The 25,148-nt window shown below is 37.5% G+C and carries 25 protein-coding genes and 6 pseudogenes; 12 read left to right on the plus strand and 19 right to left on the minus strand.

Features of this window, described 5'->3' with window-relative positions:
- Positions 1-43: 43 nt before the first annotated feature.
- The 4 genes from NSQ84_RS16180 to yhfZ form a co-directional block, all read right to left on the minus strand.
- Positions 44-1,345: a YhfT family protein gene (locus tag NSQ84_RS16180; RefSeq protein WP_066250158.1), complete on the minus strand. Its 1,302-nt coding sequence runs from the start codon at positions 1,343-1,345 to the stop codon at positions 44-46.
- Between the two features lie 817 nt (positions 1,346-2,162).
- On the minus strand, positions 2,163-2,522 hold the full coding sequence (locus NSQ84_RS16185; protein WP_063388786.1) for a DUF2620 domain-containing protein: 360 nt from the start codon (positions 2,520-2,522) through the stop codon (positions 2,163-2,165).
- Positions 2,523-2,535: 13 nt separating this feature from the next.
- Positions 2,536-2,901, minus strand: coding sequence for a PRD domain-containing protein (locus tag NSQ84_RS16190; protein ID WP_063388787.1), 366 nt, complete (start codon positions 2,899-2,901; stop codon positions 2,536-2,538).
- A gap of 147 nt (positions 2,902-3,048) precedes the next feature.
- Entirely contained in the window at positions 3,049-3,975 is a 927-nt protein-coding gene (yhfZ, locus tag NSQ84_RS16195; RefSeq protein ID WP_066250160.1) for a GntR family transcriptional regulator YhfZ, read from the minus strand.
- 312 nt (positions 3,976-4,287) lie between these two features.
- Here yhfZ and NSQ84_RS16200 point away from each other — a divergent pair, with 312 nt between their 5' ends.
- Entirely contained in the window at positions 4,288-4,443 is a 156-nt protein-coding gene (locus NSQ84_RS16200; protein WP_339197662.1) for a hypothetical protein, read from the plus strand.
- Positions 4,444-4,459: 16 nt separating this feature from the next.
- Here the strand turns inward: NSQ84_RS16200 and NSQ84_RS16205 are convergent, their stop codons facing one another.
- Together NSQ84_RS16205 and NSQ84_RS16210 are read right to left on the minus strand one after the other, a co-directional pair.
- A complete protein-coding gene (locus NSQ84_RS16205) occupies positions 4,460-5,020 on the minus strand; it encodes a hypothetical protein (protein WP_066250162.1) in 561 nt (186 codons plus the stop codon).
- Positions 5,021-5,095: 75 nt separating this feature from the next.
- Positions 5,096-5,569, minus strand: a complete 474-nt coding sequence (locus NSQ84_RS16210) for a hypothetical protein (RefSeq protein WP_133309162.1) — start codon at positions 5,567-5,569, stop codon at positions 5,096-5,098.
- A 120-nt stretch (positions 5,570-5,689) separates the two neighbouring features.
- Here NSQ84_RS16210 and NSQ84_RS16215 point away from each other — a divergent pair.
- Positions 5,690-5,950: pseudogene (locus NSQ84_RS16215) on the plus strand (transposase); the annotation flags it as partial.
- A gap of 1,121 nt (positions 5,951-7,071) precedes the next feature.
- Here the strand turns inward: NSQ84_RS16215 and NSQ84_RS16220 are convergent.
- The 3 genes and pseudogenes from NSQ84_RS16220 to NSQ84_RS16230 form a co-directional block, all read right to left on the minus strand.
- Positions 7,072-7,446, minus strand: a complete 375-nt coding sequence (locus NSQ84_RS16220) for a hypothetical protein (protein WP_066250170.1) — start codon at positions 7,444-7,446, stop codon at positions 7,072-7,074.
- A 490-nt stretch (positions 7,447-7,936) separates the two neighbouring features.
- Entirely contained in the window at positions 7,937-8,713 is a 777-nt protein-coding gene (locus tag NSQ84_RS16225) for an IS4 family transposase (RefSeq protein ID WP_261308777.1), read from the minus strand.
- 112 nt (positions 8,714-8,825) lie between these two features.
- Positions 8,826-8,960 (minus strand): annotated as a pseudogene (locus tag NSQ84_RS16230) (IS4 family transposase); the annotation flags it as partial.
- A 315-nt stretch (positions 8,961-9,275) separates the two neighbouring features.
- On the opposite strand from NSQ84_RS16230, the gene NSQ84_RS16235 reads away from it, so the two are divergent.
- The 3 genes from NSQ84_RS16235 (at position 9,276) to NSQ84_RS16245 (ending at position 12,080) form a co-directional block, all read left to right on the plus strand.
- Positions 9,276-9,992: a S8 family serine peptidase gene (locus NSQ84_RS16235; protein WP_261308779.1), complete on the plus strand. Its 717-nt coding sequence runs from the start codon at positions 9,276-9,278 to the stop codon at positions 9,990-9,992.
- A gap of 30 nt (positions 9,993-10,022) precedes the next feature.
- A complete protein-coding gene (locus tag NSQ84_RS16240) occupies positions 10,023-11,552 on the plus strand; it encodes an SAR2788 family putative toxin (RefSeq protein ID WP_066250176.1) in 1,530 nt (509 codons plus the stop codon).
- Between the two features lie 114 nt (positions 11,553-11,666).
- Positions 11,667-12,080 carry a DUF4304 domain-containing protein gene (locus tag NSQ84_RS16245; protein ID WP_066250179.1) on the plus strand — a complete coding sequence of 138 codons (414 nt, stop codon included), beginning with the start codon at positions 11,667-11,669 and terminating at the stop codon, positions 12,078-12,080.
- Between the two features lie 45 nt (positions 12,081-12,125).
- On the opposite strand, the pseudogene NSQ84_RS16250 reads toward NSQ84_RS16245, so the two are convergent.
- The 5 genes and pseudogenes from NSQ84_RS16250 to NSQ84_RS16270 all read right to left on the minus strand — a co-directional run.
- Positions 12,126-12,677 (minus strand): annotated as a pseudogene (locus NSQ84_RS16250) (DDE-type integrase/transposase/recombinase); the annotation flags it as partial.
- A gap of 40 nt (positions 12,678-12,717) precedes the next feature.
- A protein-coding gene (locus NSQ84_RS16255) for an IS3 family transposase (RefSeq protein WP_327859238.1) occupies positions 12,718-13,883 on the minus strand; the annotation gives its coding sequence in 2 pieces (ribosomal slippage) (positions 12,718-13,607 and positions 13,607-13,883; 1,167 coding nt in all).
- A gap of 151 nt (positions 13,884-14,034) precedes the next feature.
- The gene (locus NSQ84_RS16260) at positions 14,035-14,418 is read right to left on the minus strand and encodes a DUF3147 family protein (protein WP_066250805.1); all 384 of its coding nucleotides are present in this window, start codon (positions 14,416-14,418) and stop codon (positions 14,035-14,037) included.
- 15 nt (positions 14,419-14,433) lie between these two features.
- Positions 14,434-14,781, minus strand: coding sequence for a DUF3147 family protein (locus NSQ84_RS16265; protein ID WP_066250803.1), 348 nt, complete (start codon positions 14,779-14,781; stop codon positions 14,434-14,436).
- 462 nt (positions 14,782-15,243) lie between these two features.
- Positions 15,244-15,597: pseudogene (locus NSQ84_RS16270) on the minus strand (phosphomannomutase/phosphoglucomutase); the annotation flags it as partial.
- On the opposite strand from NSQ84_RS16270, the pseudogene NSQ84_RS16275 reads away from it, so the two are divergent.
- The 5 genes and pseudogenes from NSQ84_RS16275 to NSQ84_RS16295 all read left to right on the plus strand — a co-directional run.
- Positions 15,598-15,702 (plus strand): annotated as a pseudogene (locus tag NSQ84_RS16275) (IS3 family transposase); the annotation flags it as partial.
- A 456-nt stretch (positions 15,703-16,158) separates the two neighbouring features.
- Positions 16,159-16,503, plus strand: a complete 345-nt coding sequence (locus tag NSQ84_RS16280; protein ID WP_066250796.1) for an efflux RND transporter permease subunit — start codon at positions 16,159-16,161, stop codon at positions 16,501-16,503.
- 236 nt (positions 16,504-16,739) lie between these two features.
- A pseudogene (locus tag NSQ84_RS16285) lies at positions 16,740-17,324 on the plus strand (efflux RND transporter permease subunit).
- 32 nt (positions 17,325-17,356) lie between these two features.
- Positions 17,357-17,539 (plus strand): efflux RND transporter permease subunit, encoded by a 183-nt coding sequence (locus tag NSQ84_RS16290; protein WP_066250788.1) that lies wholly within the window; start codon positions 17,357-17,359, stop codon positions 17,537-17,539.
- Between the two features lie 241 nt (positions 17,540-17,780).
- The gene (locus NSQ84_RS16295; protein ID WP_066250786.1) at positions 17,781-18,212 is read left to right on the plus strand and encodes a zinc ribbon domain-containing protein; all 432 of its coding nucleotides are present in this window, start codon (positions 17,781-17,783) and stop codon (positions 18,210-18,212) included.
- 139 nt (positions 18,213-18,351) lie between these two features.
- Here the strand turns inward: NSQ84_RS16295 and rlmD are convergent, their stop codons facing one another.
- Positions 18,352-19,728 carry a 23S rRNA (uracil(1939)-C(5))-methyltransferase RlmD gene (gene rlmD, locus NSQ84_RS16300; RefSeq protein WP_066250784.1) on the minus strand — a complete coding sequence of 459 codons (1,377 nt, stop codon included), beginning with the start codon at positions 19,726-19,728 and terminating at the stop codon, positions 18,352-18,354.
- 180 nt (positions 19,729-19,908) lie between these two features.
- Here rlmD and NSQ84_RS16305 point away from each other — a divergent pair, with 180 nt between their 5' ends.
- Positions 19,909-20,064, plus strand: coding sequence for a Fur-regulated basic protein FbpA (locus NSQ84_RS16305; protein ID WP_082829588.1), 156 nt, complete (start codon positions 19,909-19,911; stop codon positions 20,062-20,064).
- Positions 20,065-20,260: 196 nt separating this feature from the next.
- On the opposite strand, the gene NSQ84_RS16310 is transcribed toward NSQ84_RS16305, so the two are convergent.
- From NSQ84_RS16310 to gatC, 4 genes are all read right to left on the minus strand, one after another.
- A complete protein-coding gene (locus NSQ84_RS16310) occupies positions 20,261-21,190 on the minus strand; it encodes a diacylglycerol kinase (protein WP_063388805.1) in 930 nt (309 codons plus the stop codon).
- A gap of 269 nt (positions 21,191-21,459) precedes the next feature.
- Positions 21,460-22,890: an Asp-tRNA(Asn)/Glu-tRNA(Gln) amidotransferase subunit GatB gene (gatB, locus tag NSQ84_RS16315; protein ID WP_063388806.1), complete on the minus strand. Its 1,431-nt coding sequence runs from the start codon at positions 22,888-22,890 to the stop codon at positions 21,460-21,462.
- 13 nt (positions 22,891-22,903) lie between these two features.
- A complete protein-coding gene (gene gatA / locus NSQ84_RS16320; RefSeq protein ID WP_066250781.1) occupies positions 22,904-24,361 on the minus strand; it encodes an Asp-tRNA(Asn)/Glu-tRNA(Gln) amidotransferase subunit GatA in 1,458 nt (485 codons plus the stop codon).
- A gap of 16 nt (positions 24,362-24,377) precedes the next feature.
- On the minus strand, positions 24,378-24,668 hold the full coding sequence (gene gatC, locus NSQ84_RS16325; RefSeq protein WP_063388808.1) for an Asp-tRNA(Asn)/Glu-tRNA(Gln) amidotransferase subunit GatC: 291 nt from the start codon (positions 24,666-24,668) through the stop codon (positions 24,378-24,380).
- A gap of 273 nt (positions 24,669-24,941) precedes the next feature.
- On the opposite strand from gatC, the gene NSQ84_RS16330 reads away from it, so the two are divergent.
- The gene (locus NSQ84_RS16330; RefSeq protein WP_082829587.1) at positions 24,942-25,100 is read left to right on the plus strand and encodes a YjcZ family sporulation protein; all 159 of its coding nucleotides are present in this window, start codon (positions 24,942-24,944) and stop codon (positions 25,098-25,100) included.
- The last annotated feature ends 48 nt before the right edge of the window (positions 25,101-25,148 follow it).

Here is a 25,148-nt window from a genome sequence, read left to right on the forward strand (position 1 = left end):
ATCTCTCCAATCCCAAAATGAGATTGGAGAGATGCCATTGTATTTAACCAACCTGCCATAAACCAACTACGTAAAGAAGATTAACGATGATCCCCAATAATATGACCGCTATTGGCCCAACAGCCAATTCAACAAGTGGTTTTGATGCCATCCGGTTGATTAAATAAAATCCAATGACCCAAAAGAACCCGATTCCTGGAGCAATTTTTTCCGCTGCCATTGCACTGCCGATTAATATCGCAATTCCGAGAACATCTGCCAGCGAAGTTCGAATATGCTCTCCCATCTCGCGTATGCCAGGCAATTTATCCATACTTTTTGATACTGCTGATAATGATATGACCTCCAAGTACATGACTAAAGCACCCAACACAAATGCCAAAATCGGTATATCTCTGAAAATAAGACCGACTGCAAATACTAATGTCGTACCAGCTAAACCATAAACCCCCGTTACAATGGCAGTTGAAAAAACTAAAGGAATAAATCCGATCGCACGTGCAAATGTAGCAATGGCTGCCTCTGTATAAAGACCTTTATTAATCAATGCTTGAGGCATTGCATCAACTGCTAAAATCAACATGGAAGATGTTAAAGAAACAAGTCCACCCATTAAAGCTAATAACCAGCGATTCTTCTTAATTCGATTTACACGTTCATTAAAAATATTTACTAAATCGGCATTTGTAGTATCCTCTCCGCCTTTAACTCTAGAGGCATAATAAACCATCATTAACATTCCTATTAATAACGCCATTCCTTCAGGGCTAAGGGAAATATCGTATCCTGCGACTTTAAATGTTCCAAACTTTTCGAATAACAAAAAGGAGGCTAAAGTGACAATCGCCGTGACAGCAGCTTTTTTTAAACCGTGCTGATACCCAACGGCAATAGCAGGAAATACTGTAAATGCAATAATAATCGGATTACCGATAAGACTTAAAGAATCTATGAAATTTACTGGAAGCATGTTAAATAAATCTACGACAAATTGCAAACCTAACACTATTCCTATACTATAAACAGCACCGAGAACTCCGGCTGTAACCATTCCTATTTTATTATCTGGAGTCCAAATACCAATTATGTCGCACGCTAATAAAATACTATGGCCAATAATAATCGTAGCTCCTATAGAAAGAGGGATGCCGAAGCCGACTATTAATCCAAAACTCAATGCAAAACTGGTTGCAGCCAGTTCTCCTCTTGTCATTCGATTTTCAAGGTATTCAGGCATAATGGGACGCAACCCGTCATTAAACACCGCTACCCCGCGGTTTACGAGAATAGAACCTAACGCACCGACAGCAACTATGACAATACATTGAATGAGATTCAAATCCATTCTACTCACCTCTGTTTATTCATTTTTTATACTCAACTTTCGCACATTGTTAGACATTGCCCGATATAATTAGGTGGAAAATGCCACCCTTTTCTTCATTTGATTTTTCAAAATGCCCCAATCCAAAAAACTTCTTGTTGGCAAGTGCTTGACAAGGATCGTTCGGTGTATGTAAAACGGTGATGTCATCCTTGTCTCGCACATCTTCGCAAAACTATCAAAAGGTTTGCCAACGGATCTTCTTCCGATATCATCCATCAAAATCATGTAAAAACAGTGATTGTATCAATCATCAACCTGTCATAAAAGCGGCCTTGAAACTGCTTGCCTAGGTTTTAAGGGATACGGATTTAAAAAATACTTCATATTGGATGATTTGGGCAAGGCTGTATCAGCACTTAAAAGTGCAAGCCATTCACTGCGTTCACAGAACTGCAGACAAAAAGAATGTTAGTGAACGTAAAAAACGATAAATAGTATCTTTTTTACGCAGATTCACTGATTTTTATTTTGAAACACTGGAAAAAATCGATTTACAAACAGGAATAGCCTATATATTTCTTGATATTAGCCTCTCTTAGATGATATATTTGACTATGAAATTTCTTTTGGTAATTGCGTAAAGCAGGTTTCTTTCATTACCATTTAAATGACACCTTTTTTCTTTTGTTAAAAGTTTCGTCACCCATATTTTCCCCAAAAGAAAAAGGTGTCTTTCTTTTTATTAATCACATGTTCCAAAAAACAATTTGCATTTTTACAAGGATTGAAGTGAGTTCCATCAAATGTTTAGAAAATATAAAACTGCGAAAGCTGATTATTTTAATAAAGCAGGAATTAGTATATTCAATATATTTTTTGAAGATGATGCCGTAAATCCAAATGCAATTTTGCCATCATTCACTTCCTTTTCGATTTCTTCCTTGGTTTTTATGGTACTTGGAGATGCCAAAGTAACACATTTATCTTTGCCTAATAATGCAATTGCCATTGCAAGCGCTCCACCTGATCCGGTTTCACAGGCACCAATATAATAGTCAGCTTTTTTGTTTTTGACAGCCATAACTGCTTCCAAATCACTTTTAACGGATACTTCTACATTATTTCCTCCGATTTCTTTCACTTGCTTTTCAATTGCTTGTTTATTCAACTGTCCACCTATTACAATTCTCACCATAGAAAAACCCCTCCTATTTATTTGATTCAATAACTCGATGAAGATGCAGATAAAAATAGACACGCTCTCCTTCAGGGAGTTCTTGGCCAACCAGTGAATTTATATGGTTTATAATTTCTTCTATATCCTCTTTATAAGGCGTCTCATTCACTTCATTCATGATTGTATTGGAAGGACCATCTTCGCATTCACCCCTTTCCATTCTAGTTAAAGCCATTGACATATGTGTCCAAAACATTTCCGAGTTGTCAATTACCTCCTTTTTGAATTTTTTTGATAAGTAATCAAATGTATTTAAAGTTACATGAAAAGCTTTTTGTGTAATAACACTGCTTGTTAATAAAATAGTTAACTTTTCTTTCACTTGAATGCTATTCACTATTATTTTAACCTCCAATATACTGTATTTAGTATTTTGTTTTAAAAAATTTTGTGTCTTGTATAAAACGCAAATTTTAATAGTGTCTTATACTGTTTGATTTTCGGATAATATCTTTAATAATCCCGTAAATGATAAATTAATGTTTTAATAGCGTGGTATTTTTTCCCCCTTTTCAACACTTTTTTGTATGTCCAGTATTTTTTGAATATCAACTGAATCCCACTTTTCTGCTATTTCTTGTTCTCTATCACCATCAATCACAATAACAGCTTCTGTTGTGTCTCGGGAAATTTTCTTCGCTTTCGCTGATTGAAAATCGATTGCTTGAAATGTTTGATTCATTCTTTTGTCATCGACATTCCAAACAGCTACATCAATTTGTTTTGAATTAAGCATATCGAATAACTGCATATAATTGACATTGACATATTCGACATTCCTGTTTTCAAATTCAGCAAATGTCAGCTGCATCTGATCTGGAGACTCCATATCCACGCCCACTCTTAATTTATCATTAGTTACATGATTATCTGAATCAGCTAAGAAAATCTTATGAGCGGATACATAACTGTTGGCTCCAAATTTCTTGAAAATTTTTAAATTTGGATATTCTGAAATGATATTATCTGCTGTCATCTTAGAAACAATTGCAAAATCACTTCTCTTTGTCCGAACCGCCTCAATTCGATTTAACCCGCCGCGCATATAAATTAAGTTTATTGTTTTTCCGGTTGATTCAAATGCTTCCACTATTCCTGTCGCTAATCCTTCATATTTCCTTGAATATGGAAGCGGCATAGAGCCGATTAATGGGGCGATACCGGCAATCTCAAGCAATAAATTGTTATCCTTGCTAATTAGATACGTGCCTAAATGGCCTCTGGCCTCTAATTTAATCGCTTTCATTTCCACCAATAAATTTAATGCACTTTGTACAGTTCCCCTGCCAATGGATAGTTGGGCGCAGTAGTCAGAGATACGAGGAATTTTATCTCCAACTTTTAATTTTATCAATTCTTTGGCAATGTTTTTTGCTGCTAAACCATTTTTAGAATAAAATTTTTCCCACATACTCTATCTTCCTTAAAAAACAATATACTATATTCTGTACAGTAAATTATAAGCAATTCCTATTAGATTTGCAATAGGTATTTTATACATAACAAGACATTAAAAATGATTTTATAGATTAAGACACATACTTATAGTATTTCTTTGACATTATCACGCAAATTTTCTTCTTAAATAATTTTCAAAAAAAATGTTTCATTTTTTTGAACTCCTTCACTTATCAGTTGTCTTTGTTATTATATACCTAATGAATGAACACCAGAAATGCTGCATCAATTCATTAATCGAATTGATGTAAAAGAGGCCAGGATAGTGGCATTAGCCCACAACTTCCTGAAAGTAGCCGGCATCCGCCAGCTACTTTCAGATAAAAATCGAAAAAATATAAAAGCAAGTGGAGAGAAACGCATTGTTTTTCTCCACTTGCTTCATTTTAGGGACTTATCGGACACCCAGCTCGAAAATTGAATAGAAACTGGTGAGATTAAACAGATACGCTGAATGTACTTCCCGATGAGATGGCAGCACCATCGATAGTATTGCCTTTCCCATAATATGCCTCGCGCCATGCTTCAACGTATATTGCGCTAAACTCACTAGTTCGTGCCATTTCTGCTTTTGTCATCACCATTGTCCAACCATTATTTTGTGAATAATGGGCAATGACATTATTACCTGCATCTTTGAACTCCACAAAGGATATTCGGCCTTTGCCGGCAAAACTTTGGGATGCTTTTGCGATAATACCTTTTCTATCTGGAGACGCAACGGAAATATAGCTTTTCATAAGATTTCTGTAGCCCGCAGATTCACCGCCACAGATACCTTTGGCAGCATCTTTTTTTGCCTGTTCAATAATAGCCTCTCTGAATTCTTCTTCACTCATGGCAGGGGCTGTTTTCGTGCAGAAATCGAACCTGGTAAAGTCAGGGGACGGAAAGCCATTCATCCGCAGCTTATTGTCAATTTTTGTTCCAAGCAATATATTGATTAAGTTGACATCTAATGGTTTTATACGACTTATTTTCCATTCACTCCTTTTCATAGGATTTCGCCTGATACTTTGCTGGAAAATACCTGGCGATAACCACTACTTACCTATCCGGGTTTAAGATGTTGTTTAGTAGTTGTAGTACACCGTCAGCTTTATATTTTTATATGTTTTATAACCGGGAGACAAACTGCTGACGTTGGTTCCCGTATAGTAAAGTTGATATGTGCCATTCGCAAGTGTGCCAATCAATTCTGCAGAAATTTCTGTTTTGTTACCAGATCCCCATGGTGCCGATGTCCATCCGGAAATGTTACTAGTTGTTATATACAATCTGTTTGACAGGATTGCGCCAGAATACGACATCGTGTTACAATCAGCAACGACCTTTGTAATGACCGCATCTGCCGGTAATCCGGAGACATTAATTGTAGCAATAGACGAGGAACCACTCTCACCCGGGTCAAGATACAGACTCATTGAACCGATTGTTCCAGAGGATGAGGTGAATGTTTTCGATGACGAAGCGGCGAATGCGGTTGTTGTCATGAAAAATACTACGACCATCACAAGCAATAAACTGATTAACCTCTTTGCTTTCATATAAGCACCCCCTTTCAAATGTTATTTTTGAGGATTCACCAGCCCATAGAATAATTGACCCTCATTATATATATCGTCCAGATATTACCATTATTTTACACAAAATTTCATATTTGCCACTTACACGTACCACGGCATCGTAATGGCAAATTTAGTACCGATCTCTTTGAATGCTATCAGCGTAGCGAACAAGCATTATTGCTTGCTATGTTGGAAATAGTGGTAAACGGTGTTTCAACTCGGAAAGTACAAAAAATTACAGAACAATTATGTGACAAGAAATTCTCGAAATCCACCGTTTCAGCCCTTTGCAAAAAACTAGACCCTATAGTCCATGAATTTAAAATGAAGCCCCTACAAACTCATTACCCTTTTTTAATTGAGATGCCTTGTATCTTAAAGTGCGGGAGAATAATCCAATTCATGTCCTATGAATCCTTAATTCTTTCTCTTTTTCATCAAGCTGATTTAAGTAAAGAAGAATTGTTCGATTTGATTGAAAAGCAATCGTGATCAATCAAGAAATATTCTATATAGTTTGAACGGAACCTCTTTTCACACACCCATTCCCAACCAAAAATTGGTTGAATGGATTAGCCAACAAATAATCAAAATACAATTTTAAAAGTTCCTGTCCTTTCATGAGGCAATTCCTGAATTTTCTTCATTGACTAAATCGAAATAAAAGCAGAGGGAGCTCCGAAAATCTTTACGGATTTCCGGCTCCCTCTGCTTAATTTTCCTTCAACACAATCTCTTCCAAGCACTCCCACATGACGGCCCTTTTGTTTTTATCTTTGATTATATTTTCTTTTAGAAACAAGGAGTAAGCCGATCATCCATGCTGATCAACAAATGATTGAATATTGAAGTAGCCGTATTTGGCAATACAATAACATAATTCATAAAAAGAAGACCTATTATAATTCTTTTTTTAAAACCATCTTCGCCACACACTCCACATGTCTTGAGTGGTAATCGCAGATAAATCGATTTAGCAGTGTTTACCTTAAAATGGTCAACTTTTAATCTTACCGGTTTACTTCTAAATACCGGAGTTATATATTTATTAATGTTTTCAATAATAAGGTCTAATGCTCTTTTTAGTAACAAAATTAATATAAATAGACAAAATTTCACTAAACAGGTTCGTAAATTTATTACTCAGTATTTCTTTTATCAATTTTTTAGTTTTCTTTACAGATTCCTCCTTTTTCTGTTTCCTCTTCTCTTTCTTTTTCCTTATATGTGTAATGACCCCTTCTTTCATTCTAGCTAAAATAAAGTTTTACTACGAAACTCATATTTTTTACTTTTTTCCTATTTTCAATTGTACTTTTGACTATAAGATGCTGTGAATTGTAAACGTAAAATAATTTCCACCTATTATGGAGGGGATCACTTAGCGCTTAGTTTAATCTACATTAAAAGGTTATTATTTTTTGGAGTAAAATATTTTATTTCAAGCTGTGAATAGTTTTGTACAGCAAGTTATTGACTTATTAAAATTCCCTTTGTCCCTCTACCTTCAACATTTCCTTATCTATAATATCTACTAATTCTTGACTACTATATATATACATAACTACCTCTTTATCCTCGTCTTCAATTTGTATTTCAACTTGAATTCGTATTTTTGTCTGTTTTCCTTTATAAGTCACATCAAAGGTTCCAAACTCTATGAGCTTATTATCTTCATTTGTTCTTTCTATTTCCTCTTGAATCAATTTAATATCTTTTTGAGTCAATCCAATATCTAAAATAGATTTTGATAAATAGTTTAAAAAAGGTTCTATCTCTTCAACGTCAAAGTTCATTCCTGCAGCATATTGAGCTTCTTTAAATTCATTAGTTAATTTATTTTTAAATTTAACCATAAAATTCCCTCCACAAATTTTTTTATCTTTTCATTTCCTAAGAAAATATAAATAATAAACAATTCACCTCCCTCTATATCTAGAATAAATTTGTTCAAAATTTTTTGCTATAAACCAGAAAACTACTTTAACTAAGTTTCTCTATTTATCAATAAGGTGATTTTTGAAAAAATAGTATTTTCGAACTATTCATTATTAATTTTTTATATCGTATTATCTAAATCAGTAGCGTTGCATAAAAATAAAAACATTTTATGCAGAATTTTCTGAATAAAATGTTTTATGATAAACGAAAAACAAGGCAGTAACCAACTAAAGGTGATCACTTTCCATTTGGTAATAAATGTATTTATTTTATTGTTACATGGCTACCACGCTTCGCCGACTTTTTTCACTCATTCCCGTTGAATTCGTTCCACCCACACGGTACTTGGTTTCCAAAGAAAAACGCGAAGCCAACGATAAATCTGGGTGAGAGAATGTTTCGATTTCATTTCAAGTTAAATTGAATGAGTAAACAGTAAGAAATCAGAGCTAAGTAAACCTGATTTTCTACAGCTTCTGGACTCGTTCCATAAAGATGTTTGAGTGTTAAACGTTGCTTAATCCACTTAAAAAATAGTTCAATGGCCCATCGAGAACGATAGATATCACCAAGTTCTTCTGGATCTAGGTCGAATCGGTTCGTAATGATTCGAATTCGATTCCCGTCCGAATCGAATGTTTCGATTAATCGAAAGACATTTTCCGTTCGTTTTTGTGGTGTCCCAATGACCACCATCGAATCAGATAAGATAGAGGAATTGGATGGGACAGAGAACGATTCAAGAAATCGAACATAGGCATTCTTTTTCAGACGGAAGGCGAAAAAGAGGCCTTTATCACAGTAATAATCGAACTTTTCGTAGTCTACATAACCACGATCAAACACGTACATGGCATCTGTTTCGTCGATCAGTTGTTCCATTTGTGTTCGATCATTGTTCCCTGCTGGGGTCATGACCATTTTTTCCGGATAAACCGTCTCTTCATTGACAAACACCAGTCGTAAATGAACCTTAATTCCCGACTTCGTTTTACGAAAAGTAGCCCATTGATATTTTTTCAGATTCAGTGAAATGGTCGTAGAATCCACGATTTTTAAGCCACTCACCTGACTGGAGGAATTCGTGGACATCTGACGGATTTGATTCACTAAATCCAGAAAGATTTCTGCGAGTAATTCGGGTTTTACTTGGCGATGTTTTCGAGAAAGTTGTGAAAGCACTAATAGATGTCAATCCTAATTCTCGCTGAAAATCATCCAGTAACGCATCATCGGCGATGGCGCTCAGTCCTTCTCGTTGTTGAAGTTGAGCATGTAAAAACAAAAGTAAATACGCTTTTGTGGTTAATTTTTTCGTATATTTATCTTGTTTCATCTCTTCAATTCTTTGTGTAAATTTGACAGAATTGAGAGGAGTGACCCATTTACCAAATGAAGAAAATAGTGTATCCTTGTCCATAGGCTTCATCCTTTATATTGGATTTGGACAGGGACCACCTGTACCATCCATTATAAAGGATTTTTTTATGGACTTTTTTCAATTCAGAATTTTCTAATTAAATTAATGCAATGCTAGTGTATCTAAATGTAATATATTTTAATAGTTTAGAGAGGGAGGAATGTACTATGTTTTAAAAGGAAGTATCTCTATTTATTTATAATTATTCTTACCACCTTTGTATTTTTTCCGATATTTAGTTCTGAAAAAAGTAAAAATTATTACCAAGTTGATGAAATCATTAAAAGTACTAATAAAGAAATAAATCGCATAATAAAGATTGCTATTATCGACTCTGGTATAAATTTAAATGATGAACTAAAAGATAAAGTAGTTAAAAGTTACAATACAATTAATGAATCTAGTATTACTAATGATGAATTTAATCACGGAACACCTGTTGCAGGTATTATTGCTGGAAATAAAATTGGCGTAAATCCAAATGTCCATTTATATGACATCCAATTTATAGGAGTGGATGGGACCGGACAGTTGGAGCATCTAGTTAAAGGGATTGAGTGGGCAATCGAGGAAGATGTAGACATTATAAATTTAAGTTTTGGTTTTCAGAAATCAAGTGCTGCTTTAGAAGACGTTATAAAAAAGGCGAATAGAAACAACATCATTGTTATAGCTGCTGCAGGTAATACATATGGATTTGGTGTTGATTATCCTGCAAAATATTCAAATGTTTTATCTATTGGATCATTAAATGAAGATTTATCAAAAGCATATTTTTCTGGAGAGGGAAAAATAGACTTCGTCACTTTAGGTACTGATTTAAAATCAATAAATAATAAAGGAGCCTATGATTATTTTGACGGAACATCATTTTCTGCAGCCTATTTTACCGGTATGATTTCTCTAATTATTTCTAAATTATCCGATAAGGAAGCCGCTTATCAATTTATAAATGATGAATTAAAAAAATATGCATATGATTTAGGGGCCGATGGAAGAGACAATAAATATGGGTATGGCTTAATCCTAATAAAAAATTAAGTACGATAAAAAATACGAGGGGATTTGAAAATGAAAAAGTTTTTAAGTCTACTAATTATAATTGTTTTACTAATATCTAACTTCTCTGGTGTAGCTAATATCGTTTACGCTGAATCAGCAAACAACTATAATGAGTCTCAAGGTACTGAACTACAAAATCAACTACTAGATTTTTTTACATCTGAAGAGTTTAAAGATTCAATTGCTAATACTACTGATTTATCCAAGGAAATTTTGGATAATAGCGATGTTCTAAATGTAATAAGTGAAGATTCTAATCTAGTTGAAGAAGTCTTATCAAATGAAACTATTATTGATACAATTGTAGAGGAACCTAGCTTAATAAATAAGATCCTTGAAAACGAAAACGTTGTAAATACAATTGTGAACGATTCTAATTTAGTAAACGAAGTATTACAAAATGATGAAAGCATCAATAATATCCTCACTGAAGACGAGTCAAGCTTAAGCGTTATTACCGAGGACATTGCAATTGGCAAAGAAGTTTTAAAAGCTGAAGAAGTTTCTAGTACAATTGCCGAAGATCCTATTTTAGTAAACGAAATATTTGATAATGAGAGTATAGTAAATACTATTGCAGAAGAACCATATCTAGTTACCGAAGTTTTAACAAACGATAGTGTTGTACAAAATATCTTAGAAGACGATAAGTTAATAGATACAATTTCTTCTAATGAAAATACTGTAAATACATTGCTTGATAACAAAGAATTAGTAGATAGTCTTTTAAATGAGAGAGAAATCGTAGAAGAAATAAAATCAGACTTGATTAATGGTTACACTAGTGTATTAGAAGACACATTAGGAAGTAATGCTAGTAATATAAATCCTACGATCCAAGATCTAAATAGTGATGGAATTGAACTTCAATTAAATATTGATACCGATGAATATGATGCAGAATTAATACTTGATTCATCTTTAAACGGTAATAATATTACAGTTAGTTCTAAATTGGATTATGGAAACGGAATAGAAGAAACATATTATGATGTAAGAATACTTAAAAATACAGAGGAAGAATTTAAAGTTCTTTTAGTAGATAAACAGACTGGTGAAGAAATAACTATTTCTGAAGATGATGCCCAGGCTTCAGTAGTAGCTGTAATTGTAAGAATAATTGGTGGGGTAATTAAATTTTTCTCTAAACAAACAGGGAAACAAGTAACTAAATCCGCTGCAAAAAGTGCTAAGAAATCATTTAGTAGTGGCGAGGCTGGAGAAAAGTATTTAGAAACCTTGGTAAAAGTAAAAGATATTCAAGTTTATAAAAGAACATCTTTAGGGGGTAGATACATAGACGTACTCGATACTTCCGGTATTGCACATGAATCCAAGGTAGGTTATGTTACATTAACTAAAACAATAAAAAAACAGATTGATAAAGACTACTTATTAATAAAAGATAAATCTGTAAAGGATGTTAAAGGGGCTAAATGGCATTTCTTTAGAAGTGATAAGACAGGTAAAGTCGGTGCAAGTAAGTCTGTAAAAGATTATTTGAAATCTAAAGGAATTTCCTATAAAATTTATGATTAAAAATAAAGGGATTCCTAACAACAATTTTTCTCAAATGCTAAGGAATCCCTTTATTTTTAAAAGACATTTTCATAATGAATGACTATATGTTAAAAATGGAGGGACATCATTAACATGTCTACAAAAGCCCGTCAAACTATGACAAATTCATTAAAAAATATTGTTGTTCCATATTTACGAGAACATGGTTTTAAAGGGTCATTTCCCCACTTTAGAAGACAAAATGAAGATAATATTGACCTCATTACTTTTCAATTTAATCGTCATGGTGGATCTTTTGTAGTAGAATTAGCTGTTTGTCCAGCAGATGGAGTTACAATGAGTTGGGGAGAAAAAATCCCCCCAAATAAAGTAACGGCACATGATGTAAATGACCGATATAGGCTTAGTGAAAATCCAAATGACCCAGATGCTCGATGGTTTAACTATGAGGCTGCAAAGAATCAAGAAGATTACGATTTAGTAGCAACAAAAGTTAAAAACTTACTACATGTCTCAGATCCTAATTGGATAAAAAGTCTATTTTAGATTCCCCTATTACTGTAAATTAGCACACTATTTTAGAACCACTTTCAGCTCTTGAAGCGACGTAGCCGGTTTCATCTCCAACAACGGGGAAAACCGAGTTTGCACCGTCTAAAAAATCACTCGATTTTCCCCTTTGCTCTGTGGATCATATGGCTTCGTATGAATGAGCGTGATCCCTAATTCTGCGCAAGCATATTGTAGTGTCTCCGATCGATAAATTTTGCCGTTGTCCGAATAAATTCGTTTCGGCTTCCCGTACCGAAGCAGCGCTTCTTTGGTCACGATCCGCAACCCGTCAAATTTTTCGGAAGAGAAAAACTGGGCGTACGGTACGACCCACGAGCAGTCATCGATGTAGGCAATCAAAAATGTTTTTTGCGCTTTTCCGTTCTCTCGTATCATTGGACCATGGGACAAATCCCCTTGCCATAACTCATTGACTCGATCGTACGCAAACCGTTTTCGTTCAGGAATCGGTAAAATTTCTTTCCCCACGAGGTTGTATTTTTTGCACAATCGATATATAGTAAACTAAGATACAAGTTGTTTTTCGATTTCCCCCTGCTCAATAAGGTGTTGGTAAAACACCGTCACGGGGCATGGACTGACCCACCTATTTGAGACACAGAAAAAACACTTATGCTGCCTGTTTCCTGAACTCAATAGGAGACAGGTAGTTTAATTTGGCCTGAATTCGAATTTGATTATAATAATAGATGTCATTCTGAACCATTTGTTTTACAATAGAGTTAGTGAGATTTTGTTTTTCTTGTGAATAGAATGTTTCAGCCTTTAATGAAGAATGAAACGATTCTATTACGGCATGATCATGGCAGTTTCCTTTACGGGACATGCTCGTGGTAATGCCTTTTTCTTTGGCTAAATGTTGAAAAGCATAAGACGTATAGACCGCCCCTTGATCGCTATGGAATAACACTTGTTTTGGTTGTCGCTCGTTTACGGCCATTTCTAGTGTCTTTAACACTAGCTGAACATTCTGTCGGTCGCTGATTTGATAGGCAATAATCTCATGATTGTATAAATCCATAATGGTTGACAAGTAAAGCATCGAAGTACCAAACGGCAAATAAGTGATATCCGTTACCCACTTTTCATTTGGTTGAGAAGCCGTAAAATCACGGTTTAAACGATTCGGTACGATGATTTTACTTTCTCCATTGATCCAATTTTGACGTTTTTTCTTCACACGGCATTGAAGATTCCGTTTTTGCATGATTTTTTGTACGGTTTTGCGATTCAACTTGATTCCATATTTAAGCCGTAGGACTTCTCTTACCTTGCGATGACCATAACGATAATGATTCTTTACACAAATTTCTTGAATCAACCGTTCTAACTCTGATTCCATCATGAACTCTTCCCATTTCTTTTCCCATCGATAATATGTCGATCTTGGAATTCCTAAACAAGAACAGATAAGGGTAACAGGATATCTGTCTTTTAACTCTCTTACAACTTGGACCACTACTTCTGGCACCATCTTCTCTCGAGTTCCTTGTACTTTTTTAGGATTTCCAATTGTGCTTCTAGCTGACGGTTTTGCATTTTGAGCTGCTCCATTTCATTTAATTCCTGTGCCCCTTTCCCCCATACATATTGCTTCCCTACAGGCTGAGAAAACCGATGAGTTTCACCATGTTTATACCATCTCATCCATGTCTTGATCTGCGTCTTATTTTTAATCCCTAACGTCTCCATAATTTCTCGGTTGGTATACCTTGCTCGTTTCATCTCGATAGCTTTCCACTTGATCTCCTCTGGATAATGAACTCTTGTCCCCATAAGACAAACACCTCCACAAATCGAAGTAAGTTACATTCGATTCAGGAGGTATTTTTTCCTTGTCCCATTTTACTGGGTCACTTCAGTATCGTGCCAGGTTTCTATATTCGCTACTCATGGTTCCATTGGCTTTTTGCTCTGCGCCTCTTTATCAATGTTGCGACTTGATGCTTGATACTCTGCTTTCCTTTTTATGATCTCGCATGTATACAAGGAATAACGAACTTGCAAACCATGTAATTAAACCAAAAATAAAACTTCCCCACCAATTGTGTGTAAATTGCAGGGAAAATAGCACAGCTAATACACAAATAAAACAACCGACCATTCCATAAACTGATCCTTGCGCTGTTTTTGCTGCTTCTTTAGATCCGTTCTTCGTGCCAACCATCATCACGGCAACGACCATAACGGCTGGGAATGCCGCGAAAATCCCCCCGATAACTTTCCATGGCAACAGTTTTGCCGCTTCATAACTTAGTACAACTGCAGAGCCACCAAATAAAAAACGGAAAAATAAATCACGTCCGTCCATAAAAATCACCTTAACTTAGAAATATCTTGAAATAAAAGCATAAGCAATGGAAACAAGAAACCATCCAGCTAGCGATTGTGCAAGCCCGCGTTTCCAACCTTGCTTAGTGCAAAGATAAACGACCGCTATTGCACACATAATATTCATGAACATCCCGACAACTGCCCCTTGGGATAGAACAATCGACTTTTCCACTAGCTCACCGCCTTTTACATCTAAGCGAAGTGTCAATAATGCCGCGAAAAATACAGCAGGAAAGGCCGCAAAAATTCCTCCGACTTTTGATCCTAATTTTCTTGAGATAATGGTAGAAGCGACGACCGCGCCTCCGCCTAATAAAAATCGAATAACAATTCCACTCATCGATAATATCTCCAAGATAGATTCATCCTTTCTTTGGCGACCAATCTAGCGGAATAAATATTATTTTTGTATATTTATTTGTGAATATTTTCACGTATATATTGTAAACGATGATAGTACAAACATTTGTGAACTTTTATTTAATTTTTTGATTGTAACGCTTACACTTCCAAAGTTGTGGCAAATATTTGAATAAAACTTAATGGTTTCAAAGTCTTTCTTACTTTCAACCACGACACTTGTTGTTTTCATCCTTGTAGTAATATAATTTACAGTAAATCCATTTAGCCATCTTATGAACAACGTAATGCAAGCATTCAAAAGTATGGCAACTGATGATGACAACATTTTTGTTTTCTCTTCTAAATTATAACTGTCAAGAAAGAAAAACGGCGCTGATCCGAATAGCATGAGTTGTTCGGATCAGCGCCGATACGAATCGTAATCCAATTGTGCCCCGCCTCACCATGGGATAGTCAAGTTAAGCGGTGGCTCGCCGAGTGCGTCAGCCAACTTCTGTTTGATGTCGGCTAATGCCTCCGGTGACACGGCTTCAGCGCGCAGAACAAGGATTAGCTGCGTGTTCCACGGACGTACCAGCCCCCAGCCGTCTTTGAACTGAATGCGGGCACCGTCCACGTCCACGACCTCGTGACTGCTCGCAAACCGCTGTTTGACCACGGCGATGGCCTCCGCCTTCTGCTCCTCCGGGCAAGGCATGCGTTTCTCCGGAGTGGCGTGATACCGCGGGACATCTGCAAATAGCTGCGACAGCTTGCGGTCATCGTTGGAGAGTATGCGCAATAGCCGTCCCGCCTCAAAACAGAATTTGTTAAGGGTAGATATTTCGAAAATTTAGACCAATTGAAACTGGAATTAGATGATTATGTTCATTGGTTTAATCATGTTAGAATACATGGAACACCAGAAGGTTCCCTTTACCCGGAAGATATGGATTTCTCCATAACGGACTCTGCTGACCTTGAAAGACTTAATAAAGAAAACTGGAAGATCATTAAAGGGTACTATCCAAAGGTGAAGAATGAGAATAAAAATAATTTAATGTAATGTATCTTCAGCAGCTCTCTTAAGACAAGGTGCGAACTCTTATTTCATTTAAAAAAAGAGGGACTATCCCTTCAAGCAGATTTCTACTTGTGGGTCAGTCCCCTTTTTTATTTGCAAGCTGAACTTCGCAATTTCATTAGAATATTCATCCAAAACCAGAAATGATTATTAAACGGGTAAGTGATATTAGGTTAATTTAAGAAAAACAAGTTGAACTTCCTCCATACCACTTTGGTCTTTTATTTGAAAAGCAATCATAGAAACTTATTTTACCCATTCCAAATATTTTAAAAGGCAGGTTCAATTTTGATGACACGATTAATTGAAGGAGCAATGAAACGGTCGATTTTGATTCTGACATGCGTTGTCCTGATTATGGCATGGGGGGCGTTGTCAGCTTTTCAGATGCAGCGTGATTACCTCCCGCCAATAAACAATACTGCACTTATGGTAACGATACAGGCGGACAACTATCAAGCTGATCAGGTCAAACAGATGATTACCGAAAAAGTCGAGGAAGCTGTCCGATCTGTTGATAAGCTTGACTATATGGAAACAAACTCGTTTGATGGCGGTTTAATGGCGAGCCTCTATTTTCCAGGCCATACCAATATGGAAAAGGCGGAAAATGAAGTAAAGACGGCCGTTGAATAAATCAAATTGCCGGACGGTGTGAAAACACCTTTGGTTACACGGGTCAGTACTAACTCTTTTCCCGTGATGCGATTAAGTTTGACGAGCCAATCAGAAAAAATCGATGAAAATCTGCTGCGAACATCCATTCAGGAAAAAGTTGCTAAAGATATTAACCACGGGTGCCGGGCATGCCGGGTATTTGTTGACTGCAGGGAACAATTTAACAAAATAGAGGTTCAAATGGACAATTATGAATGCCGATCCGTGTTACGAATTGGACCGTAAATAGCGAAGACCTTAAACATGTAAAGATTCCTATTCAAGGCAGAAAGACTGTACCATTACAAGAGGTCGCAAACATTGAGAGAAGTATTATCGATTTACAAACCATCTCTCGAACGGGAGGACAGCCAAGTGTCCTGCTGGATGTATTTAAAACCCCTTCTTCCAACATTACGGATGTAATAGAACGGATAAACAAACGGATCAAAACAATCCCAGAAATCAAATCAGAACAAACGCATCTTTCCATTTTATTGGACTAGGGAAAAGAAATTAATTCTACATTTAAGGGTTTGGTCAAAGAAGGGTTATTGGGCATCGTTTTCTCTGTTATCTGCGTATTATTGTTTTTTAGAAATTTCCGCTCAACGTTGATAATCGCACTATCCTTACCGATTTGTCTTCTGGCCGCCACAGCCATTTTGTAAGCAATGGATGTTAGTTTAAATATTTTAACCATTTCGGGTTTAATTGTGGCGATGGTCAGAGTGGTAGATGATTCGATCGTTGTGATCGATAACATCTACCAAAAAATAGAAAAAATAACTACAAAGTAACTGTAAGGCTTTTGGCGAATGGAGTAGTGAAAATGATTCCAGCGATTGTATCTTCCACTGCGACAACCGTAGCTGTATTTCTGCCTATTTCAATTATTGGCGGGATGATTAGTTCTACATTTATCAGTTTACTAGTTATACCAATTATGTATGAATGGCTGAGCAGGAAAACAATAAAAACAAAGTTTCAGCATCAACAACATCATTCAGCGTAAGGTTCTGGTACAAAAAGAATCAGATAAGCAAATCATTTTGAATATTACCAACTGAATAAATAAACGTCCCAATAGGGTAAATCCTATTGGGACGTTTGTCATATTGTGGAATGAATACCTTTAGAAATTTGAACAAGCCCAAAAGATACTTGATAACAAAGCGCGAAGAGGTAAAGGCAGAACAAAAGCAACCAAACACCATTTTACAAATATTCTTTACTGTGCTGATTGTGGGGCAAGCATGTGGTACAGACATAACCGCAAAGGATATATTTGCGGTAAGTATGCCAAACACGGAAATATAGCTTGTAGCCATCATGCCATTAAGGAACAGCAACTAATTGAAACTATCCTAACAGACCTAAAAAGTATTTACAAAAGTTTCGAACACCTTGATATGGAAAATCAAATAAAAAATAAAGTCCATGAGTTACAGAAAAAGAACGCAGTCCGACTACAAACCATTGAAAAGCAAATACAAAAACAAATGGACTTGAAAAGAAATGCCCTGAAAAAGTTCATCGGTGGAGATATTTCACAGGAAGATTACCACGACTTTGTTTCTATGGTACAAGATAAGTTACAACATCTAGAGATGGAAAAGTCAACGATAAAACAAGTAATGGTTGACAGTCAGTCACCACTGACTTATCAACCATCAGAAAGCAAGTAGATGAATTTCTATCCTTCAAAACCCTTACTACTGAAATGGTGGTTTTACGGTTTATTGAACGGATAGAAGTAGATAAAACCAAAATGTTAAAATTTACTACAAGTTTGCGCCGATTGAGTGTGTAAAAGTTTAAACACGCTCAATCATTTTTTAACACTAGCCGTGAAACGCACTCCACATGCGCCGTATGCGGAAACATGTCGACTGGCTGGACTTCTTTTGTTTCGTAGCCGCCTTGTTCTAGGATGGCAATGTCGCGCGCTAATGTCGCCGGGTTGCAGGAGACGTAGACGACTTTTTTTGGTTTCATTGCTATAATTGTTTGAAGCAGTGAATGATCGCAGCCTTTTCGAGGAGGATCCACGACGATGACGTCTGCGCGAATTCCTTGTTCATGCCATTTGGGCATGATCTCCTCTGCTTCACCGACGGCAAATTCAACGTTCTCGATGCCGTTTAGTTTTGCATTTCGTTTGGCATCTTCAATGGCATCGGGCACAATTTCCACGCCGTACACTTTTTTAGCTTTTTGCGCAAGGAAGAGTGAAATCGTTCCGATCCCGCAATAGGCGTCGATGACCGTTTCTTCTCCTGTAAGTTCGGCGTATTCTAACGCTTTTTCGTAAAGCACCTTCGTCTGTTCAGGGTTCACTTGGTAAAAAGAGCGTGCGGAAATGGCAAACTTAATTGATCCGATATAATCATATATATATTCCAAACCCGAAAGCAGCTTTGTTTCTTCGCCAAATATGACGTTTGTCCGTTTCGGGTTTATGTTTTGGACAATCGATCGAATGTTTGGAAATTTAGCGGTAATTTCAGCTAAAATTTTCTTTTTATGTGGAAAATCAGCTGTTCGGGTAACGAAAACAAGCATCGCTTGCTTTGTTTGATACCCGTAGCGGACAACGATATGGCGCAGCCATCCTTGATGGGTTTGTTCGTTGTAAGCCCGGATGTGATAGCGGTTCAATATCGCTTTAACTTCTCGGACAATTCGATCGTTTTCCGTCTGCTGAATGAGACATCTCTCCATATCGATAATTTCGTGCGTTCTTTGCTGATAAAAGCCTGCAATCAGGGCGCCTTCCCGCTCCCCGATTGGAACCTGTGCTTTATTTCGATAATTCCAAGGATCGCTCATTCCGATCGTTGGATGAACCGTGACTTTTTCTACATCCACTTTTCCGATGCGGGCAAGCGTTTCTTTTACTATTTTTTGCTTATGGCGCAGTTGGCCGTCATAGCTTACATGCTGAAGCTGGCAGCCTCCGCATTGTTTGTATATAGGACAAGGCGCATCTGCCCGATCCGGGCTTGTTTCCGATAATTTCATGAGACGTCCGTATCCATAGCCTTTTTTTACTTTGACAACTTTGACTGTTCCCTTTTCTCCAGGCAAAGCATTCGGGACAAATAAAGGAAAGCCGTTGATTTTGGCTACTCCTGCCCCGTCATGTGTTAAATCTTCAAACAATACATCGTAATAATCATTTTTCTTCACTGGTGCTTCCATGTTGTTTTCTTCCTTTTTGATCAGAATGAACTGAAAAAATTGTATCACAACCGTAAAAATGACCCAAGTGATTTTATTATTGTCATAATAGGAAATACTATTGTAATGAAAATATAAAAGGGCGGCACGTAACATTGGTTCATGAAAAATCGTCTATATTAGCTGAAGGAGTGAATTTACATGGATCAAAGTTTTAAAGAGTCACTCATCGAACAGCTTATTGCCAACGGTGTTTACAAAGGGGAAGATGGACAACAATTATATGAATTGAACGTCATTGAGTTGTTAAAACTTGTCAATAAAATTGAAAGCGATCATTACCATTATGGAAAATAAAAATTTCGTTTTTCCAGCTTGAAAGCAAGGCTGTAAAAACAGCTGCACCTTTCTTTCATTACATTTTGTTTAACAAGCTGCCTGCAAAGCTTTTGCAGTGGTTTTTTTAAGCAAAATGTTGCAGACAAGTCATATAAATCGTTGAAATTAGCGCGGGGAGCCGCATTTCATCTATTCAAAAACGGTAAAGAGCAGCCTATTCGCTGCTCTTTTCAATTGGCGCGTTTTTTTCTGCTTTTTCTTTCGACATGATGATCTCAATATATTGATACAGGTTTTCAAATTCAGCAGGCAGGAGTCCTCCGTATTCGCCGTCCAAGTTTAACTGCATTTTGTCTTCTGTCTTTACTTTTATCCGATTGGCTTTTGTATAAATTACATTTTCACTGTGAATATGCTCGCCTTTTAATGCCAAGCTGGCAAGGCGAATAAACTCCGCGAGGCTGACTTTTTTCAAAATCAGTAAATCAAACATGCCATCATTTAAAATTGAGTCTGGAGCCAACTTTTCAAACCCTCCGACCGAATTTGTCAAGCTGATTAAAAACAGCATGATCTCTCCTTGAAACAGCTTGCCATCATATTCAATTTCCACCTCTGTCGGATGGATGGAAGGGAGCATTTCAATGCCCTTTAAATAATAAGCAAGCTGTCCTAAAACGGTCTTTAATTTGCTTGGAACGTCATAAGTAAGCTCTGTTAATTTTCCGCCGCCGGCAATATTAATAAAATATTGGTTATTCACTTTTCCAATGTCTATTTTCCTTTTTACGCCGTTCAGCAGCGTATCGACTGCGTGCAAAATATTGTCGCGGGGAATGCCGATTGCACGGGCAAAATCGTTTGTAGTTCCGACGGGGATGATTCCGAGCGTCGGACGATTTTCCATGACTGCGAGCCCGTTCACAACTTCGTTCACCGTACCGTCTCCACCCGCAGCGATAATGAGGTCAAACCCGCGTTCAGCAGCCTGTTTCGCTGCGTTTGTCGCATCTCCTTCACCGGTAGTAGCATGGCACGATGTTTCATAGCCGGCCTCTTCAAATTTAGCAAGAACTTCAGGGAGCTGTTTTTTGAAAGCCTCTCGACCAGATGTGGGGTTATAAATGATTCTTGCGCGTTTCATTCACATCATCCTATACTATCCATTTCTATTGTAAAAATAGAATCATTAATAGATTATTCCTTTTTGCCAAAACAAACAAGTTTTTTCTATCATTTGTGTTCATTTATACTACTTTTGTCAATAAACGTTTATTCTATTTTTATTTTGATAAAACTGTTCGCCATTTAAACACTTTTTTCAAATTCCAGCTTCAAAAATTCACGGATGGGTTTTATTTCCATTTTACTATAAATAAAACACCCAGCTGCTAAGCTGAGCGTCTATTAAAATTATCGTTTCTTTATTTCTTGTAATAACAATTTGTTTACTAATTGCGGGTTGGCTTGCCCCTTCGTTTTTTTCATAATTTGACCGACTAGAAAGCCAATCGCTTTATCTTTTCCGTTTTTAAAGTCGGTAACCGATTGCTCATTTTCATCCAATGTTTCGATTACAAGCTTTAAGATGGCACCTTCATCAGAAATTTGAACAAGCCCTTTTTCTTTCACGATTTTTTCAGGGTCTCCACCTTTTTCAATCAGCTCTTTGAACACTTTTTTCGCGATTTTGGAGGAGATGGTTCCATTTTCGATCAGCTTGATCATTCCTGCAAGACTTTCCGGGGTGAGCGCCACTTCAGACAACTCTTTTTGCTCTGCATTTAAATATGCTGATACTTCTCCCATCAGCCAGTTAGAAGCTTGTTTCGCATCAGCTCCGGCTTTAACTGTTGCTTCAAAGAAATCAGACATTTCTTTCGTCATTGTCAGCACTTTAGCATCATACGCTGGGAGTCCAAGCTCTTCAACATATCGTTTTTGGCGCGCATCCGGCAGCTCCGGAATCGATGACCGGACTCTTTCTTTCCACTCATCATCAATGTAAAGAGTGACTAAATCAGGTTCAGGAAAATAACGATAATCGTCTGATCCTTCTTTAACGCGCATTAAAATCGTTTTCCCTGTAGCCTCATCAAAACGGCGTGTTTCTTGTTGAATGACTCCGCCGGATAAAAGCACTTCCGCCTGACGTTTTTCTTCATATTCGAGCCCTTTGCGCACAAAGTTAAATGAGTTTAAGTTTTTCAATTCTGTTTTTGTGCCAAATTCTTTTTGTCCGATCGGGCGGAGCGAAATGTTTGCGTCACAGCGAAGAGATCCTTCTTCCATTTTACAGTCGGATACGCCAGTATATTGAATAATCGATTTTAATTTTTCCAAATATGCATAGGCTTCTTCAGGTGAGCGGATGTCCGGCTCTGATACAATTTCAATCAGCGGTGTTCCTTGACGGTTAAAGTCTACAAGAGAATAGCCGTCGCCAGTATGCGTCAATTTGCCAGCATCCTCTTCTAAATGAAGGCGCGTAATGCCGATTTTCTTTTTCTTTCCGTTCACTTCAATTTCAATCCAGCCGTTTTGACCGATCGGCTGATCATATTGGGAAATTTGATATGCTTTCGGGTTGTCCGGATAAAAATAGTTTTTCCGGTCAAACTTTGTATAAGTAGCCACTTCGCAGTTCAATGCCATCGCAGCTTTCATTGCGAATTCAACGGCTTCTTTATTTAAAACGGGCAAAACTCCCGGGTATCCGAGGTCAATGACCGTTGTGTTTGTATTTGGTTCAGCACCGAAAGCGTTTGGTGCACTGGAAAAGATTTTCGATTTCGTTTTCAATTCCACATGTACTTCAAGTCCGATGACCGTTTCAAAGTTCATTAGTTCTCACCCCTTACAGTTCCGGTTTTTGTTTATGGAAGTCTGTTGCTTGTTCGTATGCATGGGCAACGCGATAAACGGTGCTCTCGTCAAAATGCTTGCCGATGATTTGCAATCCCAGCGGCAGGCCGTTGGCAAATCCGCAAGGTACGGAAATAGCAGGAACTCCAGCAAGGTTCACATTGATTGTTAAAATATCGTTCGCATACATCGTGAGTGGATCGTCAATTTTTTCGCCGATTTTAAATGCTGGAGTCGGGGTTGTCGGTCCGATGATGACGTCATATTTTTCAAAAACGTCTTCAAAATCTTTTTTAATAAGCGTGCGCACTTGCTGCGCTTTTTTGTAATATGCATCATAATATCCAGAGCTTAATGCAAATGTACCGAGCATAATGCGGCGTTTTACTTCATTTCCAAAGCCTTCCGCGCGTGTTTGTTTATACATATCGATCAAGGTTTCAGCGTTGTCGGAGCGATAGCCGTAGCGGACTCCGTCAAAACGGGCGAGATTCGCAGATGCTTCGGATGAGGCAAGCAAATAATATGTAGCAATACCGTATTTGGAATGCGGCAAAGATACTTCTTCCCATTCTGCGCCCAATCCTTCGAGTACTTTTAAAGCAGCCAGTACGGACTCGCGCGACTCACGGCTTACCCCTTCACCTAAATACTCTTTCGGAACCGCAATTTTCAGCCCTTTAATATCTCCAGTTAAAGCGGATATATAATCAGGAACTTCCACATTTGCACTTGTGGAATCCATTGGATCAAGACCTGAAATGACTTGAAGAAGGTAAGCGTTGTCTTCAACAGTTCTTGTTATCGGTCCGATTTGATCTAATGAAGACGCGAATGCGACTAATCCGAAACGGGAGACTCGACCATATGTAGGCTTCAAGCCAACAACCCCGCAGAATGCTGCCGGCTGGCGAATCGAGCCGCCTGTATCAGAGCCTAGTGCAAACGGAACTTCTCCTGCGCTGACAGCCGCTGCGCTGCCGCCGCTGGAACCGCCTGGAACCGCTTCTAAATTCCATGGGTTTTTCGTCTTTTTAAATGCGGACGTTTCAGTGGATGATCCCATCGCAAACTCATCCATGTTTAATTTGCCGATCGTAATCGCTTCAGCTTCTTCCAGCTTGCGCATAACCGTTGCATCATAAATTGGGTCAAAGTTTTCAAGAATTTTGCTTGCACAGGTTGTGCGTAAATCCTTTGTCACAATGTTATCTTTAATCCCTATCGGCATGCCAAACAATAAACCGTATGTATCTTTTTTTCCTATTTCATTATCCAGTTGTTTTGCTTTTTCCCGGGCTCGTTCTTCATCGAGGGTTAAGAAAGCTTCTACCTTTCCGTCGACTTCTTGAATGCGCTTGTAAGACTCGTCGACAAGATCGGAGACGGAAATTTCTTTTCGGTGCAGCATTTGTTTTAATTCAGATATTTTATGATCAAACAGAGCCATGTTCGCTTCGTCCTCCTTACTCAAGAATGGCTGGTACGCGGAATTGTCCGTCTTTTTGGTCAGGAGCATTTTTCAACGCAACTTCCCGTGGAAGACCCGGCTCAGGTTGATCTTCGCGCATGACATTTTTCATATCCAAAACGTGGGAAGTTGGTTGAACGTTCTCCGTATCCAATTCATTTAACTGCTCAGCAAACGTTATAATCGCGTCAAGCTGATTGGTAAACATCTCTGCTTCCTCTTCCGTAATTGCCAAGCGGGCAAGATGCGCAACATGTTTTACTTGTTCTTTCGAAATGCGTGACATTCCAATTCACCTCCACTTTTTCGAACACACTGCAATACTCTGATAATATCAAATTTTAGCCAGATAAAGCAACACCCCCGAAATGTTGAAACAATATTGCACGAAGGCAGGCTGAAAAAAGCCCCTCTTACAGATGATTTTCTTTTCATATGTAATTTTCAAAACGTCGAAGGACTTCAACCAAAAATTCAAATATAGGTACATTCGTCCAAACGTTTTATTCATTCGTGAATATAAAAATATTGTACGGTACATTATTCGGAGGTGAAAAACATGAGTTTTGGATTCGGTTCTTGTCAAGGCTACGGTTACGGAGGATATGACGGCGGATTCGGGTACGGTGGTGGATTCGGACACGGCGGCGGATTTGCCCTTATAGTAGTATTGTTCATTTTGTTGATCATTGTCGGTACTGCTTTTGTAAAGTGGTAAACACCGTTTAACCAAATGCCCGCCAAAAAACGATCAATATAAAGGTGA

The sequence above is a fragment of the Aeribacillus sp. FSL K6-3256 genome, from assembly GCF_037965805.1.
Taxonomy (GTDB): domain Bacteria; phylum Bacillota; class Bacilli; order Bacillales; family Aeribacillaceae; genus Aeribacillus; species Aeribacillus composti.

Excerpts from the sequence above, each read along its gene's own strand:
- NSQ84_RS16240 (WP_066250176.1), top strand. The coding sequence starts at position 10,023 with ATGAAAAAGTTTTTAAGTCTACTAATTATAATTGTTTTACTAATATCT.
- gatC (WP_063388808.1), bottom strand. The coding sequence starts at position 24,668 with ATGTCACGCATTTCGAAAGAACAAGTAAAACATGTTGCGCATCTTGCC.
- NSQ84_RS16310 (WP_063388805.1), bottom strand. The coding sequence starts at position 21,190 with ATGAAACGCGCAAGAATCATTTATAACCCCACATCTGGTCGAGAGGCT.
- NSQ84_RS16280 (WP_066250796.1), top strand. The coding sequence starts at position 16,159 with ATGACACGATTAATTGAAGGAGCAATGAAACGGTCGATTTTGATTCTG.
- NSQ84_RS16210 (WP_133309162.1), bottom strand. The coding sequence starts at position 5,569 with ATGAAAGCAAAGAGGTTAATCAGTTTATTGCTTGTGATGGTCGTAGTA.
- yhfZ (WP_066250160.1), bottom strand. The coding sequence starts at position 3,975 with ATGTGGGAAAAATTTTATTCTAAAAATGGTTTAGCAGCAAAAAACATT.
- gatA (WP_066250781.1), bottom strand. The coding sequence starts at position 24,361 with ATGGCTCTGTTTGATCATAAAATATCTGAATTAAAACAAATGCTGCAC.
- NSQ84_RS16260 (WP_066250805.1), bottom strand. The coding sequence starts at position 14,418 with ATGGACGGACGTGATTTATTTTTCCGTTTTTTATTTGGTGGCTCTGCA.
- NSQ84_RS16220 (WP_066250170.1), bottom strand. The coding sequence starts at position 7,446 with ATGGTTAAATTTAAAAATAAATTAACTAATGAATTTAAAGAAGCTCAA.
- NSQ84_RS16205 (WP_066250162.1), bottom strand. The coding sequence starts at position 5,020 with ATGAAAAGGAGTGAATGGAAAATAAGTCGTATAAAACCATTAGATGTC.
- rlmD (WP_066250784.1), bottom strand. The coding sequence starts at position 19,728 with ATGGAAGCACCAGTGAAGAAAAATGATTATTACGATGTATTGTTTGAA.
- NSQ84_RS16245 (WP_066250179.1), top strand. The coding sequence starts at position 11,667 with ATGTCTACAAAAGCCCGTCAAACTATGACAAATTCATTAAAAAATATT.
- gatB (WP_063388806.1), bottom strand. The coding sequence starts at position 22,890 with ATGAACTTTGAAACGGTCATCGGACTTGAAGTACATGTGGAATTGAAA.
- NSQ84_RS16265 (WP_066250803.1), bottom strand. The coding sequence starts at position 14,781 with ATGAGTGGAATTGTTATTCGATTTTTATTAGGCGGAGGCGCGGTCGTC.
- NSQ84_RS16180 (WP_066250158.1), bottom strand. The coding sequence starts at position 1,345 with ATGGATTTGAATCTCATTCAATGTATTGTCATAGTTGCTGTCGGTGCG.
- NSQ84_RS16305 (WP_082829588.1), top strand. The coding sequence starts at position 19,909 with ATGGATCAAAGTTTTAAAGAGTCACTCATCGAACAGCTTATTGCCAAC.
- NSQ84_RS16330 (WP_082829587.1), top strand. The coding sequence starts at position 24,942 with ATGAGTTTTGGATTCGGTTCTTGTCAAGGCTACGGTTACGGAGGATAT.
- NSQ84_RS16185 (WP_063388786.1), bottom strand. The coding sequence starts at position 2,522 with ATGGTGAGAATTGTAATAGGTGGACAGTTGAATAAACAAGCAATTGAA.
- NSQ84_RS16295 (WP_066250786.1), top strand. The coding sequence starts at position 17,781 with ATGTGGTACAGACATAACCGCAAAGGATATATTTGCGGTAAGTATGCC.
- NSQ84_RS16290 (WP_066250788.1), top strand. The coding sequence starts at position 17,357 with ATGATTCCAGCGATTGTATCTTCCACTGCGACAACCGTAGCTGTATTT.